Annotated in this window: 14 protein-coding genes and 2 pseudogenes; 14 read left to right on the forward strand and 2 right to left on the reverse strand. The window is 25.7% G+C overall.

Annotated elements, in window-relative coordinates; all coding sequences use genetic code 11:
• The first annotated feature begins 249 nt into the window (after positions 1–249).
• From NG918_RS14960 to NG918_RS15015, 12 genes are all read left to right on the forward strand, one after another.
• Entirely contained in the window at positions 250–471 is a 222-nt protein-coding gene (locus NG918_RS14960; protein WP_252226851.1) for a hypothetical protein, read from the forward strand.
• A 362-nt stretch (positions 472–833) separates the two neighbouring features.
• Positions 834–1097, forward strand: a complete 264-nt coding sequence (locus NG918_RS14965) for a DnaD domain protein (protein WP_353735869.1) — start codon at positions 834–836, stop codon at positions 1095–1097.
• Positions 1098–1151: 54 nt separating this feature from the next.
• Complete coding sequence (locus tag NG918_RS14970; protein ID WP_252226855.1) at positions 1152–1946, forward strand: dimethylarginine dimethylaminohydrolase family protein; 795 nt, start codon at positions 1152–1154, stop codon at positions 1944–1946.
• A 347-nt stretch (positions 1947–2293) separates the two neighbouring features.
• Positions 2294–3112, forward strand: a complete 819-nt coding sequence (locus tag NG918_RS14975; protein WP_252226857.1) for an MBL fold metallo-hydrolase — start codon at positions 2294–2296, stop codon at positions 3110–3112.
• A 194-nt stretch (positions 3113–3306) separates the two neighbouring features.
• A complete protein-coding gene (locus NG918_RS14980) occupies positions 3307–4104 on the forward strand; it encodes a DUF4097 family beta strand repeat-containing protein (protein WP_252226859.1) in 798 nt (265 codons plus the stop codon).
• A gap of 30 nt (positions 4105–4134) precedes the next feature.
• Positions 4135–4419 carry a hypothetical protein gene (locus tag NG918_RS14985; protein WP_252226861.1) on the forward strand — a complete coding sequence of 95 codons (285 nt, stop codon included), beginning with the start codon at positions 4135–4137 and terminating at the stop codon, positions 4417–4419.
• A 282-nt stretch (positions 4420–4701) separates the two neighbouring features.
• Complete coding sequence (locus NG918_RS14990; protein WP_252213615.1) at positions 4702–5004, forward strand: hypothetical protein; 303 nt, start codon at positions 4702–4704, stop codon at positions 5002–5004.
• A 132-nt stretch (positions 5005–5136) separates the two neighbouring features.
• On the forward strand, positions 5137–5547 hold the full coding sequence (locus NG918_RS14995; protein ID WP_252213613.1) for a peptide deformylase: 411 nt from the start codon (positions 5137–5139) through the stop codon (positions 5545–5547).
• Between the two features lie 67 nt (positions 5548–5614).
• On the forward strand, positions 5615–6250 hold the full coding sequence (locus NG918_RS15000; RefSeq protein ID WP_252213611.1) for a hypothetical protein: 636 nt from the start codon (positions 5615–5617) through the stop codon (positions 6248–6250).
• 241 nt (positions 6251–6491) lie between these two features.
• Entirely contained in the window at positions 6492–7385 is an 894-nt protein-coding gene (locus NG918_RS15005) for a DUF1266 domain-containing protein (protein ID WP_252213609.1), read from the forward strand.
• 137 nt (positions 7386–7522) lie between these two features.
• Entirely contained in the window at positions 7523–8254 is a 732-nt protein-coding gene (locus NG918_RS15010; protein ID WP_252213607.1) for a YwqG family protein, read from the forward strand.
• A 162-nt stretch (positions 8255–8416) separates the two neighbouring features.
• Complete coding sequence (locus NG918_RS15015) at positions 8417–10216, forward strand: AIPR family protein (RefSeq protein WP_252213605.1); 1800 nt, start codon at positions 8417–8419, stop codon at positions 10214–10216.
• A 450-nt stretch (positions 10217–10666) separates the two neighbouring features.
• Here the strand turns inward: NG918_RS15015 and NG918_RS15020 are convergent.
• Positions 10667–10782, reverse strand: a pseudogene (locus NG918_RS15020) (winged helix-turn-helix transcriptional regulator); the annotation flags it as partial.
• 224 nt (positions 10783–11006) lie between these two features.
• On the opposite strand from NG918_RS15020, the pseudogene NG918_RS15025 reads away from it, so the two are divergent.
• Positions 11007–11531 (forward strand): annotated as a pseudogene (locus tag NG918_RS15025) (oxidoreductase).
• Positions 11532–11892: 361 nt separating this feature from the next.
• Here the strand turns inward: NG918_RS15025 and NG918_RS15030 are convergent.
• The gene (locus NG918_RS15030) at positions 11893–12570 is read right to left on the reverse strand and encodes a hypothetical protein (protein WP_252213603.1); all 678 of its coding nucleotides are present in this window, start codon (positions 12568–12570) and stop codon (positions 11893–11895) included.
• A gap of 254 nt (positions 12571–12824) precedes the next feature.
• On the opposite strand from NG918_RS15030, the gene NG918_RS15035 reads away from it, so the two are divergent.
• Complete coding sequence (locus NG918_RS15035; RefSeq protein WP_252213601.1) at positions 12825–13541, forward strand: hypothetical protein; 717 nt, start codon at positions 12825–12827, stop codon at positions 13539–13541.
• Positions 13542–13720 lie beyond the last annotated feature (179 nt).

The following is a 13720-nucleotide window of genomic DNA, read 5'->3' on the forward strand; positions in this document are numbered from 1 at the left end:
ACTTTATTATTAAGGAACATGTTGTTACAACAAAATATTAATTTGTCAACGGATTGTCAACGGATTTATATATGCATTAATAACTCATGTTGATATAGATGAAAAGAGTAACTTTTTAGTTGCTCTTTTTATAGAATGGTACCTATAGAGTGGACACTTAGAAAAAAGTATCTCCTCTATAGGTATTTTTTGTGTTCTTTACATGGAATGTTAATAATATCAATATCAATTATATTGGTATTATTGATATTGATAGCATTAAAACATAATTCTAAAAATTGTGAATTTAATCTTGAACTTAACATAAAGGGTTTTAAATTATTTTGGAATACGGGAGTTTATGTTGATGAATTTAATACATCTTTAGATGTTGTATTAGGTGGAGATTTAGCACTTATTATGGATTGGATAAGGCTTGGTATTTTATTACTAATAAGCATTTTATCTGGTATAAATATATTTAAGAAATAGTTGATAAATAAAAGTTAATTCTAGGGAGGCATTTGAAAATCCAAGAAGATAATCATTTATTGAAAGAATAAAGATAGTCTAGAAATAAGATTATTTTTTGCTTATATAATAAACGTTTTGAAGAAGATAAAACTTTAGATGAATTACGTGAAGTGGGAAATAAAGATAATAATTCATGTAGAATTGAAAATAATTATAAAAATAATAATGAGTCACATGTAATAGAAAATGGGGGAAATACTATTAGCAATGTGGTAAGTAATATAGACAGTCTTTAAGTTAATGCAGGAGAGTTACTTAAGTATTATGAAAGTATCACAGGAGTAAGTGGTGGACTTAACTTATGTTTTCTTAAGCTAGCTATTTCTAGTCATGGATATGATAATGTTAAGATGGCAATTAATAAGGCATTAGAGTTTACTAAGGAAAATATGAATTACATTAATGGCATACTAAAAAATTGGAGAAAAAAATGGTATCCAAGTAAATATGACAAGTTTAAAGGCAAGGATAAAAGAAGAGTTCATGATAAATTAAAAAGAAAAGGCACTAATTTGAAATTTGATAATTTTGAACCTAGGGAGTATGACTATGATGATTTGGAAAAGAAGCTATTAGGGTGGTAATGTAATTAATACCTGATGTTTTGGGTGTTAAGTATATAGAAGGAGAAATAAAATATGAATATAAACTTGAAAAATAGATATAACAAGCTACAAGAAGTAATATTGTGTTATCCAGTAAATTATAAGGTAGAAAAAAAGGAAATAAATAAAGAAATAATGTTTAAGCAGTACAATAACTTCATAAATATACTATCACAAGAGGGTATTGTAACTTATTTTTTAGATCCTAAGTATGGAATATCTCAAGTTTATACAAGGGATATAGCATTTGCTATAGATGAGATTTTATTTATAGGAAAAATGAAGGCTAAAAGTAGGACTGAAGAATATAAAGCCTTAGAAGAATTCTTTAAGGGGAATAATATAAAAGTAAAAAAGATAAATAATTTTATAGAAGGAGGAGATGTGGTGTTGCATGATAACACAGTATTTGTAGGACAAAGCAATGCAACATCAATAGAAGGGATAAATGAACTTGAGAAAATTTTAAAGGAAGAAAATAAAGATTATAAGGTTGTACCTATAAGATTTAATAAGGAGGAAATGCTGCATTTGGATTGTGTATTTAATGTAATATCACAAGATAGTTGTGTAATTAGTGATTATATATATGATATGGATATTATAGAAAAGAGTTTCAAGAAGTGTTATTATATAGAAAAAGAAGAAGCAAAGAATTTAGCAGCAAACTTTATAACAATAGGAAATAATACTGTAATTTCATCTAGCAAAAAACTATGTGAAATCCTTGCTAAAGATGGAATAAATGTGATTTATATAGATTACTCAGAAATAATAAAGGGAGGTGGAGCATTGACTTGCACAACACTTCCAATATCATCTAAATAAAACATGACGTTTGGACTATGAGAAAAGAAATTCAGTTGGAATTATATAAAAAATATTATAGTATTTAATTATACGTGACACTATTATTATATAAATAATTTAATGAAAGTAAAGGAAAGAAAATAATGAAAATATATTTAAAAATGCATCCAAAGAATCGAATTAACTCTGTGCACATAAAATGATGGGCGTTGTACAGAGAGAAAGATTCATCAAAAATAATGATATTGTAAATAAAGGAATATTTATTTTTAAACTTTTTTAAGTGCAGTATTGTTATTTTAATATAAAACTTTGTACATCGTTTTATCAAATAATATAATACGATTATCAAAGGAGAATTTTATATGTTAAGATTAGAAAAACCAATAATTACAATGGAAACAATAAAAGGAATGGAGGATATGTCTTATTTTACTCATTCACTTATATTTGACGATTTGCTTATTATTGCACAAAAAGAAACAAACTGTTTTGTTTTAAAAACTACTGAAGGATTAATTATTATAGATGCTATATGGCCATGTGAAGAGGCATTTGATGCAATTGTTTTTGCAATTAAAGATGTTGGTTGGAATCCAGAAGATATAAAAAAGTTGGTGTTAACTCATGGACATGTAGATCATACAGGCTGTGGAAAGTGGATTGTAAATGCATCTAATGCTAAAACATATCTATCAAAAATAGATGATATATTTTGGGAAGAAAAGCCAGCAAAAAAGAATAGACCTGAGACATGGAAGGACTATAAAATTGATGTTTATGTTAAGGATGGAGATAAAATTATTCTTGGAGATAAAATAATTTATGTTTATGATACTCCAGGACATACACCAGGTGGCCTTAGTTTTATATTTAATGTAACAGAAAATAATAAGACGTATCAAGCAGCTTTATGGGGAGGATCTAATCCACCTCAAAATATAGAAGGCATTGTGATTTACATGAAGTCATTAGATTACTTTATGGAACAAGCTGAAGATAAAAATGTAGAGATAGCACTTAGTAATCATACAGGACTAGATAATGGATTGGAACGTATTGCATATTCACAAAAAAGAATGAGTTATATGTCAAACATTTATTTAATTGGACAAAGTGGATTTCATAAATACTGTCAATTGTTTCGTAACTTATGCTATGAAAGATTGGAAATGATGAAATAGATTTTAGAAATAAAAGATAATTAACATATTTATTTTAAATATTACTGAAAAAAAATTTCAGTAATATTTTTTTATATTCTAAAACCCAAATATACAATTATTGAGCATTAAATTAAGTGAAAATTAATTATTATGGAAAAAATTATATAATATAATTAAGTAATAGGTAAATAAATTTTTAAGGGGTAATAATAATGAAAAAAATATTGATTTTAGCTATTGTAGGAATAGTATTAATTTCATCTGTAGGATGTAATACTAAAACTCAAACTACCATATCTAATAAAGAAAGTGAAACTTTAAATGAAAATAAAGTTATAGATGAAAAAATAAATCTTGATAATGCAACTGATATTAACGTAGAAATTTATGCAGCTCAGGTATCTATTAAGAGTTACGATGGGGAAGAAGTAAAGGTGACAGGTAAACTTTCTCAAAAAAGTGATGGTTTTGGCGTAAAAAGAACTGGTCATGAAATTCAAATAATTGAAAAAGAATATAAATCAAGTAGGTTGGATATGAATGGTGAAAAGAATATATCTAGATTAGATATTATGGTTCCTTCAAAATTTAAAGGGAATTTTAAATTCGATCAAGGAGCAGGAATATTAGATATAGAAGGAATAAAAGCTAAAAACATTGATATTAGCGGTGGCTCAGTAAAATCAAAATGTGAAGATATTAAATTTGATAAGTTAAATTTAGAGTCAGGAACTAGTGAATTTGATTTGAATTTAAAAGAAAAATGTGGAGATATTAAAATCAATGGAGGCGTGGGAAAACTAAAACTTAAAATGGCAGAAGTAGGTGGAAATCTTGAATATGAAGGGGGCGTTGGTGATATTGATATTATAATACCTAAAAATTCTCCAGTTAATATAGTAACAGAAAAAGGGGATGGACATTATAATATTAAGGCTCAAACATCAGGTGAGGAAAAGTATACTTTTGATTTATCAGTTGGAATAGGTTCAATAAATGTGGGAAATTAGATTTTTATAATAAAAAATGGGAGAAAAATTATGGTAATTTCATATGACTCAAACACACATTTTTTAATATTTGGACTTGTATACTTCATTATTCAAATTTTTATAATTTGTCTTATAATTATAAATAAAAAAAATAATAAGAAGGAAATAAAGAAAATAGTTCAAATATTAAATACATCATCTATTATCATTGCAATATTATTTGCTTTTGAAGCTATAGATGGTTTTAATAAAAAGTTAAAACTAATAGGTTTTATAATGATAATGTTTAGTGGATTTATGAAAGGAATTCTTAAAAAGTTAAAGATAAATTAATATAAAATATGAAGGGGAACATAGATAGATTTTATTTTTACACAAATCTATCTACAGTTCCACATACTTTTACCATATTTAAACAAATGTTAATGCATCTACATATTCTCGTATCTAGCCTTTAATAATCAAGGATAATAAATAAGCATACTTAATATTGGAAAGGGATATTTATATACTTAAGTATTGATATTACTAGGCTAAAGCTATTCTTATAAGTAAAAATACGGTATAATAAATAAAAATAGTAATATAAAAAATAATTAATAGTGGAGTGTAAAAATGGAAACTTTAGAGAAGAAACTTCAAGAGGAAGTTATAAAAAAATGTGAAATAGCAGAAAAAGAACATGATTGTAAAATGACAAAATTTCTAGAAACAATAGAGAGATTTGGAATAGTTAGAACTGCGCAAGAAATTTTAAGAAAAGGTAGAACATCTGATTGTTTTACTAAATTAGTAGAAGAAGGATGCATTAAATTAACAATGGAGGCGACTATTGTAGAACCTAAATATGCAAAATTATTTACTGATGAAGAAGTAAACAGTTGCTATGAACTATTATGTGAAAATGGATATTATTAAAATTATTATTTATCATATACAACATGAAAAAGTGGACTGATAACTATGGCAAAAAATTAAATAACAATATGTTGAATAAATTTTAAAGCAGATAATTTTAAAGCAGATAATGAAAGAAGAGGAAGATAAATTATGGTAAAACCAATTGTAAAAGATGTATTATTTTTAGGGGAGAAATCAGAAGAGGCAACAAAAAGAGATAAGGTTGTTATTGATGATTTAATAGATACTTTAAAAGTAAACATAGAACATTGTGTTGGCTTGGCTGGAAATATGATTGGAGTTAAAAAGCGTATATTAGTATTTGTAGCAGGAAAAGTTATTATACCTATGGTGAATCCAATTATATTAAAAAAAGAAAAGATTTATGAAACAGAAGAGAGCTGCTTATCTTTAACAGGATTTAGAAAAACAAAGAGATATGAAATAATAGAAGTTCAGTATCTTGATAAAAATTTCAAGAAAAAGAAGCAGGTGTTTACTGGATTTGTAGCACAAATTATTCAACATGAAATGGATCATTTTGAGGGAATTATAATTTAGTTGTAGACATGAAAATAGGACTTAGCATAATAAGGTAGTTAATTGCAAAATGAAAGTAGGTATGATTATGTTTCAAATTAAGATAGATGATAATAATAACTTATATTGTAATAATAGTATCGATTTAGGTTTTTTGGGTACTTACAATTCAGATATGATTAGTATTGAAGAAGAAGTATGTTTTTCTGAAATAGAAAAGACAGTGTCAAAGAGAGAAGAGGAAATGAAAATTTTAACAGAAAAATATAATACATTTATTTCTAATGTTAATGAAAATATTGATAAGATAAAAAATCAATTTATAATGTGGCTTTTTGAAGATTTAACGGATACTTATTTTGAATTTTGGGAATGTTCAAATGCTGAATTTCCTTCATTTATTATTAAAGATAAAATTCCAGAAATAATAAATGAAGAAACACTTTATGATAAAATTAGTGGCAAAAATTATGAAGAGGCTTGTAATGAAGTCTTTAATAAACCAGTAGATACTATATCTGGAATAGATGTGTTTAATAAATATTTACCAATGATTGATGTAGAAAAGCTTTTAAGTACTATTATGCCATCATTTATGGAATTATCAGAGTATGGTTTAGAATTTGAGATAAACAGTAATGAATGTGATGGTTATTTATTATTGGCTACAGTTGGTAGAATTGATAATGAATTTAATTTGGAAGTTTATGATAATAGGGGTTAAATATATTATTTTCATATAAACATAGTCATTTAAGTGGAAAATGACTATGTTTATAATAATAATTATTATTCATAGTTGGATGTGTACTTTTTCTCTTTGCCATTAAGTTCTATATGAATGTCCCAAACCTTAGTAGTAAGCTTATTACATTAGTTGCATATTTTAACTTGGTTATTATATATAATTATGTATAATAAATATAGAAACATAAAAATATTAATATGGAAGGAGATTTTTTAATATGTATGGGGGGACATTAAAAAAGCATATAGGGACAACATTGCTCTCGATTATTATTGTGGTTATTTTATTTTATTTCAAGGAATTAATATCAGTTTATATGGGTGATAAAATAGGTAAGCTTTTAATAGGCGTTTTTTTAGCCGCTGTTATTGTAAATATTATTAAATGGTTAGCTGTTTTTGTCGTAAGATTTATTTGGAAAACAAGTGTTATTTCATTTGAAAAGGCTATTAATAAAACTATTCATTTTAAATGCACAGATGAAGCATCTCAATTTTTAGTTAAAATAGGAGCATTATTTTCAATTACTGAAGCTACTTTAGATAAACATAATAAAGGTGAAAAAAATAAAAAGGGATTTATTAATTGTTTAGAAGTACGAGATTATAAAAGTAAAGATGAGAAAGAAATGATTCTTGCTTCACTTGGTGCTAGTTGGAACATTGAGAATAAAAATCAGCTTTATGCAAATTTGGAACAATTAATGGATAAAAATAATTTCTCAGATATAGACTTTGATATAAACAAGAATAAGTGGTTTGAAAAAATATTGAAAAAACATAATTTACAATTTGAAAATATTAAAAACAAAAAAAGTTCAAAACATATAGCTGCTTTTAATATTCAAAGAGCTGTCTTATTATTAAGAGAATCATTAACATGTGATTTAATAAATTTAGAAGAATTTGAAGAATTCAAACCAAAAGTACATAATCTAATTAATGAAGAATTTGCTTCAATGGAAGACTTTATAATAGACTATTTAATTGGTGTATGCTATTTCTATGAAGAGAAGATAGTCTTTGGACCTGTTATGATAAATGAGAGAGTTAACGGGGTAAAAACTTTACTTGAAAATGACTATTTTAATAAAGATTTAAACACTCTATAAATATAAATAGGACTTTATTTTATTTATTTAAATACAATTATTTACTTGAATTTGAAGGTGTGGAAATAATAATTTAATATTATTTCCACACTTTTAATATAATCAGAACAAACTATTATTAAGAGGTGATTAAAATAATGAAGTATGAAGTACCAGAATTATTTAAGGAATATGAAGAAATTATAAAAACAACTATTCGTAAAAGTAACGAAATTGCTTTTAAAGCAGGGAAAACAAAGCCATGGGAAAGTAAATTAGGGGGATGTCCTTATCTTGAAAATATTAATGATTATCCCTTAGATGAGGAAAACAATCCAATGATGTTTATTGCTCAAATTAATTTATCTGATTTAGTAGAATTAAAAAATATGCCACAAAATGGATTGCTTCAATTTTTTGTTCATAATGATGACTGTTATGGTTATGAGTATCCATGTAAAGTTAGATATATTGAAGAATATACAATGGATGAGAGTAAATTAATTAGTGAAAATCCATATGAGAAGGATTATGAGGATTTTTTACCATTTTATAAAGAAGGAAAAATGAACTTTCAAATAAATGAAATGCCAATGACTTGTCCTTGTGAAGATTTTAATAAATTATTTGATGGACTTAATGAAGAACAAGAAAATAAAAAGTGGGATGATTTTGATGGTGCAGGCAGTAGAATTGGAGGTTATCCATATTTTGTTCAATCAGAATCAGAGCATTATAAAGAACATAATATTTTATTATTACAACTAGATATAGAAGATGAATGTGGAATTATGTTTGGTGATTCTGGAAATTGCAATTTTTTTATTAGTGAAGAGGATTTAAAAAATAGAGACTTTTCAAATGTAAAATATGATTGGCAATGCTGCTAATGAAATTTAAGAGATTTTACAAAACTTGTAAATCGAAAAATAAGAGAGTATGGGATTTTTATTCTATGTATGAAGATATATTTAAGTATACTTAATATGGTATAATTTAGTTGTATAAGGTGTAATTTAGCAGAAAAAAGTTAAAATCAAAGGAGAACAATAATGTCGAAAATAACCAATGTTTCACATCCAGTTATACAATCATATATTGAGAATTTTATTGAGCAAAATGAAATTTCTAAAAATAAAGCAAAGGATCAACATACAGTATTTGAACAATTTATTAATTCACTTATATTATCAGTTTACTCTAATGATCCTAGTGTTACATATCAAGACATGGAGACTGGTACAGCTTTTGGGATAGATGGAATAGCAATTTTTGTAGCTGACAGAATTGTAACAAGTGTAGAAGATGTTGATTCTGTTATAGAAGGACTTAAAAAATTTGAAGTGAATTTCATGTTTACCCAAGTAAAAACTTCCGATAAGTTTGATCGTACAGAAATTGGAGATTTTTTAAATGGAATTAGAAGATTTTTTAATTTTTCAAAGTGTGAAATACCAGAACTTTTAAACCAATGGGAAATTACTAAGTATATATATTCAAAGAGTTCAAGATTTAAAAAAGCACCTAATTTAAGTATGAAGTTTATAACCTTATCATCAAAAGAGATAAATCTAAACGATGTTCATTTAGAATCAACGATATCAATGGGAGTTGCTGATTTAAGAGAAAAAAGTCTTTTTAGTGAAGTAAGGAAACCAGACTTTTTAGGAATAAAAGAGATAATGGAATTACATGAAAAAACTGTATCAGGACTAGAAGTTTGTGTAACATTATCGAAGCAACCGGTACCATATCCTAAGGATATGCACAATAAAATTAAAAATGGATATTATGGGCTAATGAAGCTGGAAGAATTCGAAAAGTTATTAACTGAAGATATCAATGGAGAAAAGGTTCTTAGAAAAGGAATCTTTAATGATAATATAAGATTTTATTTAGGTGCTTCTGAAAAACTTGAAGTTAATTCAAGTATGAAGAAACAATTATTAGGTGAAGAAAGTTATTTATTTGGCTTATTGAACAATGGAATTACAATAATTGCAGATTCCGTTGCAATAAATTCAGAGGAATTAACTCTTACAAACTATCAAATAGTTAATGGATGCCAAACTAGCAATGTAATATTTGAATGCCTAGAAAAAATTTCTGGTGTTAAGGATATTTATCTTCCAGTAAGACTAATTGGTACAGAAGATGAAGATACAAAACATTCAATTATAAAAGCAACAAATAGCCAAACGCCACTTAAAGCCGAGCAGTTAGTTGCATTATCGACTATTCAAAAAACTCTAGAACAATATTATATTACTAAGTCTAAAGGAAACAAATATCCACTATATTATGAACGTAGAACAGAACAATATAGAGATGAAAATATTCCCAAAGTTAAAATAGTTAATATACCATTTCAAATTAAAGCAACATCAGCATTATTTTTTGATATGCCACATGAAGTTTCAGGACAATATGGGAAGGTAGAGAAAAAAACTAGAGGATTATTATTTGAGGATTCACATATATCATTTCTTAATTCATATTATGTAAGTGGACTAGCATGGTATAAAGTAGAGAGATTTGTTCAAAATCAGGATGAGGGAAAAAGGTTTAGAAGAGCTAGATGGCATATAATAATGCTGTTAAAGTATTTATGTTGTCCTAAAGGAAAGTTTACTCTAACTATAGATAAAAAATCAGAAGAAAATAGCAGAATTATAGAAAAAGTTCTTTTAGATGATAATAAAACTAATGAAGTATTGAAGAAGGCTATTGAAGTTATAGAGGCTAGTCTTAGTAAAAAAGGAGATATAAATGAAATTCTTTCGGATAGAAAAACTTTTGAAAGAAAAGATACTACAACCTTAATATTAGACTACGTTGAAAATAATATGTAAATAGTAGCACGGTAATTTTAAATTTACTTAAGAGGATCATAGAAAAGTACATTATACTAAAGGTTACTCTAAAGTATAAATATTGAGGAAGTTTCTGTTAGAAATACTTCTTCTTTTCTTATGAAAAAATTAAAATTGGGGAGAATGAAATTAAATATAGCAATTTAGAAAAAACTTCACTTAATATAAATTACTTGGATAGGGCAGTTTGTATGTAAAAATAATGTATTACAATAAGTGGCAAATTAACAAAAAATGAAATGATAAAAGAAGAAGATAATGTTTGAGTGATAGATAAATAAGAAGTTATAGGGGAAATTATAACGAATTAAATACAAAACACTAAAAGGTAGTAAGCAAATATTTTACTACCTTTTATTCTTTAATACAAATGATTTAATTTCATCTTTATTTAAAGTTCCACTTGCAACACAAAGCCATAGAGTTATTAAATCTTTTAGGTTCATTAAGAAGGTGGCAAAGTATAACAGCCTTCCATTTACCACGGATAAAATCCATTGCTAAATCAAGCAAACAAACATATTTTTATTATTATATTTGATCAAATCAACATCTCCTTAAGTAATAGATTAATTATTTAAGATGATAGTAAAGAAAGTTTATTTAGTCAATACATTTGATTTTAATGATTAAATAATATCAAGTTACTAAAAGGTGCATACTTGTTAGACTTTCAATATGGCGTTATAGTATGTATGAACCGCGGATAACCTAATTCAAAGGAGAGATTTTAATGAAAAGTCTTTGGGATAAAACAAATATTTGTAAAATGGAATTAAAAAATAGATTTTTTAGAGGTGTACTTTGGGAAGAGTTAGCAGATGAAAAAGGACATTTAACACTTGAATTAAGTTCAATCTATGAAGAACTGACAAAGGGTGGAGTAGGTACAATAATAACAGGGTATGCCTTTGTAACAGAAGATGAGCAACCCAATCCAAGAATGATGGGAATATATAATGATTCGTTTATAAAGGAATATAAAGAATTTACAAATAAAATACATGATTTAGGTGCAAATATAATAATGTAAATAGTTTATGGTGAATTTATGACTACTTTTAATGTAGGAGAAAGAACTATCTGGGGTCCATCAACTATGCAGAATGAAGTTACTAAGACTTGGGCAAAGGAAATGACTAAAGATGAAATAAAATATTTAGTTAATGCATATTCAGAAGCAGCAAGAAGAGTTAAGGAATCAGGTTTTGATGGAGTTGAGATACATGGTGGACATGGATATGTACTAAATGGAAAAATGATAAACATTCAGCGATTTATCAGGAAGTTATAAATTAACAGCAGATGAATCAGGTGAATATTATATATATATGGTGAATTCTAGTTCCGAATATGTTGCTTTTAAGGAAGGTAGTATTGAAAAATAGTAAAATTTTTAATATGTAATAGTATAAAGCTTTTACTTAATATTTTAATAGAAAATATTAAGTAATTTAAAAAAAGAGATAAACTTAAAAATTTAAGATTATCATTTAAAATATATAAACAGTATAAATCTTGTTTTATATTAGGAAAGAGTCCATATTAACATAAATATGGACTCTTAAATATTTTTTATAAATTAAGTTTTATCATAGTTTCTTTTTATTCACTGGCTATAATAGCCAGTGAATTATGTTTATTTAATTTGTTTTTCATGCTGCTTTTTTAAGTTCAAAAAAAGTACCTCCACCATAAAGTATTAATGTGTTGTTATCTTTTATAAAAAAAGTACATGCTGGAAGATTTTTTAAATCATTTACCTCAATTTCTGTTACAGTATCGCTATTTATACTCAAAGTGCTTAAAGGTACAAGCCAATTGCTTAAAAATTCATCAGATGTAATAACTGATTTTTTGTAAGTAGGATTTTTAACTGTATCATTTAGGTAGCTTACATCATCTCCAAAGCAACTTGATTGCTCTTTTGAAAAACTTAGTTTTTTTCCTAATATTTTTTTTATATCGTCATCACTATAAGTTCCTACCTTACCAGATCCTACTACATTTTCTATAACCCATTGTCCATAAAATGATTCTTCATTTTGAACTTCTGTAGGGTTATTTTCAGAGTTTTTATTTATAGCAGTATTGTTATTACTATTATTTTTATTAGAATTTACTTTATTAGTAGTGCTTTCTTTTTTAGTATTATTATTTGTAATTTTTTCACTACTATTAGTATTGTTATTTGTAGTGTTGTCTTCAGTATCAGTAGCTTCAGTAGAAATATCATTATTTGTTTGGATATGATTATTTTGTGATTTTTCAGTCCCACAACCAGTTAGGGTTACTAGTAGTGCTACTAATATAAAAATTCTTAAAAACTTCAATTTTAAATCTCCTTCTAATGCTTTTGTTTTTATATATTACTTTATTTACATTTTAATCCATAATAATATTAGCATTAATTGTATTTTTTGTTAATATATTAATTAAATTTTCTCTATAATTTATTTAATGAAAAAAATATGGCTTATTTTAATAATTACGAATTTTTATTATTTTTTTGTTATTTTAAAGAATAATATGGTAAAATAAACATAAAATCCATAATATGTATCAAGATATAACAGGAGGTGTAATATTGAAACGTATATATGCAATAATATTAATTTTAGTTTTATCATTGGGATTGATTAGTTGTACTGATAAAAAAGTATCCAGTAATAATATAAAGGAAGATAATGAAGTTAGTAGTGAATCTGATAATGAATCTAATAGTGCTAATGAAAAAAATACTGATAAATTAAATAAAAATAAAAATGATGTAAAAGAAGCTAGTTCTAATTCTGATACAGCAAAGAATAGTACAAGCAATAATTCTAGTAGTAGTAATAACAATACTGTTAGTAATAGCAATAATAGTACAAGTACTAAGAGAGATTCACAAGATGTAACTAAAGAAGTAAGTAATGATAAAAATGAGGAATCATTTTATGGTAATTGGGTAATAAAAGAGGTAGTAGGATATAGTAAGGTACATGCAGGCAGGAACACATCATTAGTAATTAATACAAAGATAAGCTTGTCTAAGGATTTAGCTACTTTTGATAAAGATTCTTTTAAAAATCCTAAATATATAATTAAAAGTGAGAAAAAAGATGATTTAGAGTATGATTATCGTACTAACTTCTCAAAATTAGGTATTAATAAAGATTCTATTACTACTATAACTGTAAAAAGTGAAGATTCTTCTTTTCAAGATAAGCTTATTGTGAAGGATGATAATACTTTAATTTCTTGTGATGAAGGAATATTCTATGATGTTAAAAGAATTTCATCAACAGATAAAAATAAATAAAAAATTTATTACTTTATATATAATAAAGGGAAAGTGTACAAAAGACGGTAGAGTCTAATAAAAAAGAACTCTATTTAAAGGGGTACACTTTCCCTTAAATAATTTCTATAGATACTGCATTAGTTAAGTTTTATAGAAATTAATTTAATATATAAATATCTATAGAATTAATATATTTT

It is taken from the genome of Clostridium sp. ZBS2 (assembly GCF_023845855.1).
Taxonomy (GTDB): domain Bacteria; phylum Bacillota; class Clostridia; order Clostridiales; family Clostridiaceae; genus Clostridium; species Clostridium aquiflavi.

Coding starts and splice junctions, on each gene's coding strand:
- NG918_RS14985 (WP_252226861.1), top strand. CDS start 4,135: ATGGTAATTTCATATGACTCAAACACACATTTTTTAATATTTGGACTT.
- NG918_RS15015 (WP_252213605.1), top strand. CDS start 8,417: ATGTCGAAAATAACCAATGTTTCACATCCAGTTATACAATCATATATT.
- NG918_RS14990 (WP_252213615.1), top strand. CDS start 4,702: ATGGAAACTTTAGAGAAGAAACTTCAAGAGGAAGTTATAAAAAAATGT.
- NG918_RS14970 (WP_252226855.1), top strand. CDS start 1,152: ATGAATATAAACTTGAAAAATAGATATAACAAGCTACAAGAAGTAATA.
- NG918_RS15000 (WP_252213611.1), top strand. CDS start 5,615: ATGTTTCAAATTAAGATAGATGATAATAATAACTTATATTGTAATAAT.
- NG918_RS15005 (WP_252213609.1), top strand. CDS start 6,492: ATGTATGGGGGGACATTAAAAAAGCATATAGGGACAACATTGCTCTCG.
- NG918_RS14980 (WP_252226859.1), top strand. CDS start 3,307: ATGAAAAAAATATTGATTTTAGCTATTGTAGGAATAGTATTAATTTCA.
- NG918_RS14975 (WP_252226857.1), top strand. CDS start 2,294: ATGTTAAGATTAGAAAAACCAATAATTACAATGGAAACAATAAAAGGA.
- NG918_RS15010 (WP_252213607.1), top strand. CDS start 7,523: ATGAAGTATGAAGTACCAGAATTATTTAAGGAATATGAAGAAATTATA.
- NG918_RS14995 (WP_252213613.1), top strand. CDS start 5,137: ATGGTAAAACCAATTGTAAAAGATGTATTATTTTTAGGGGAGAAATCA.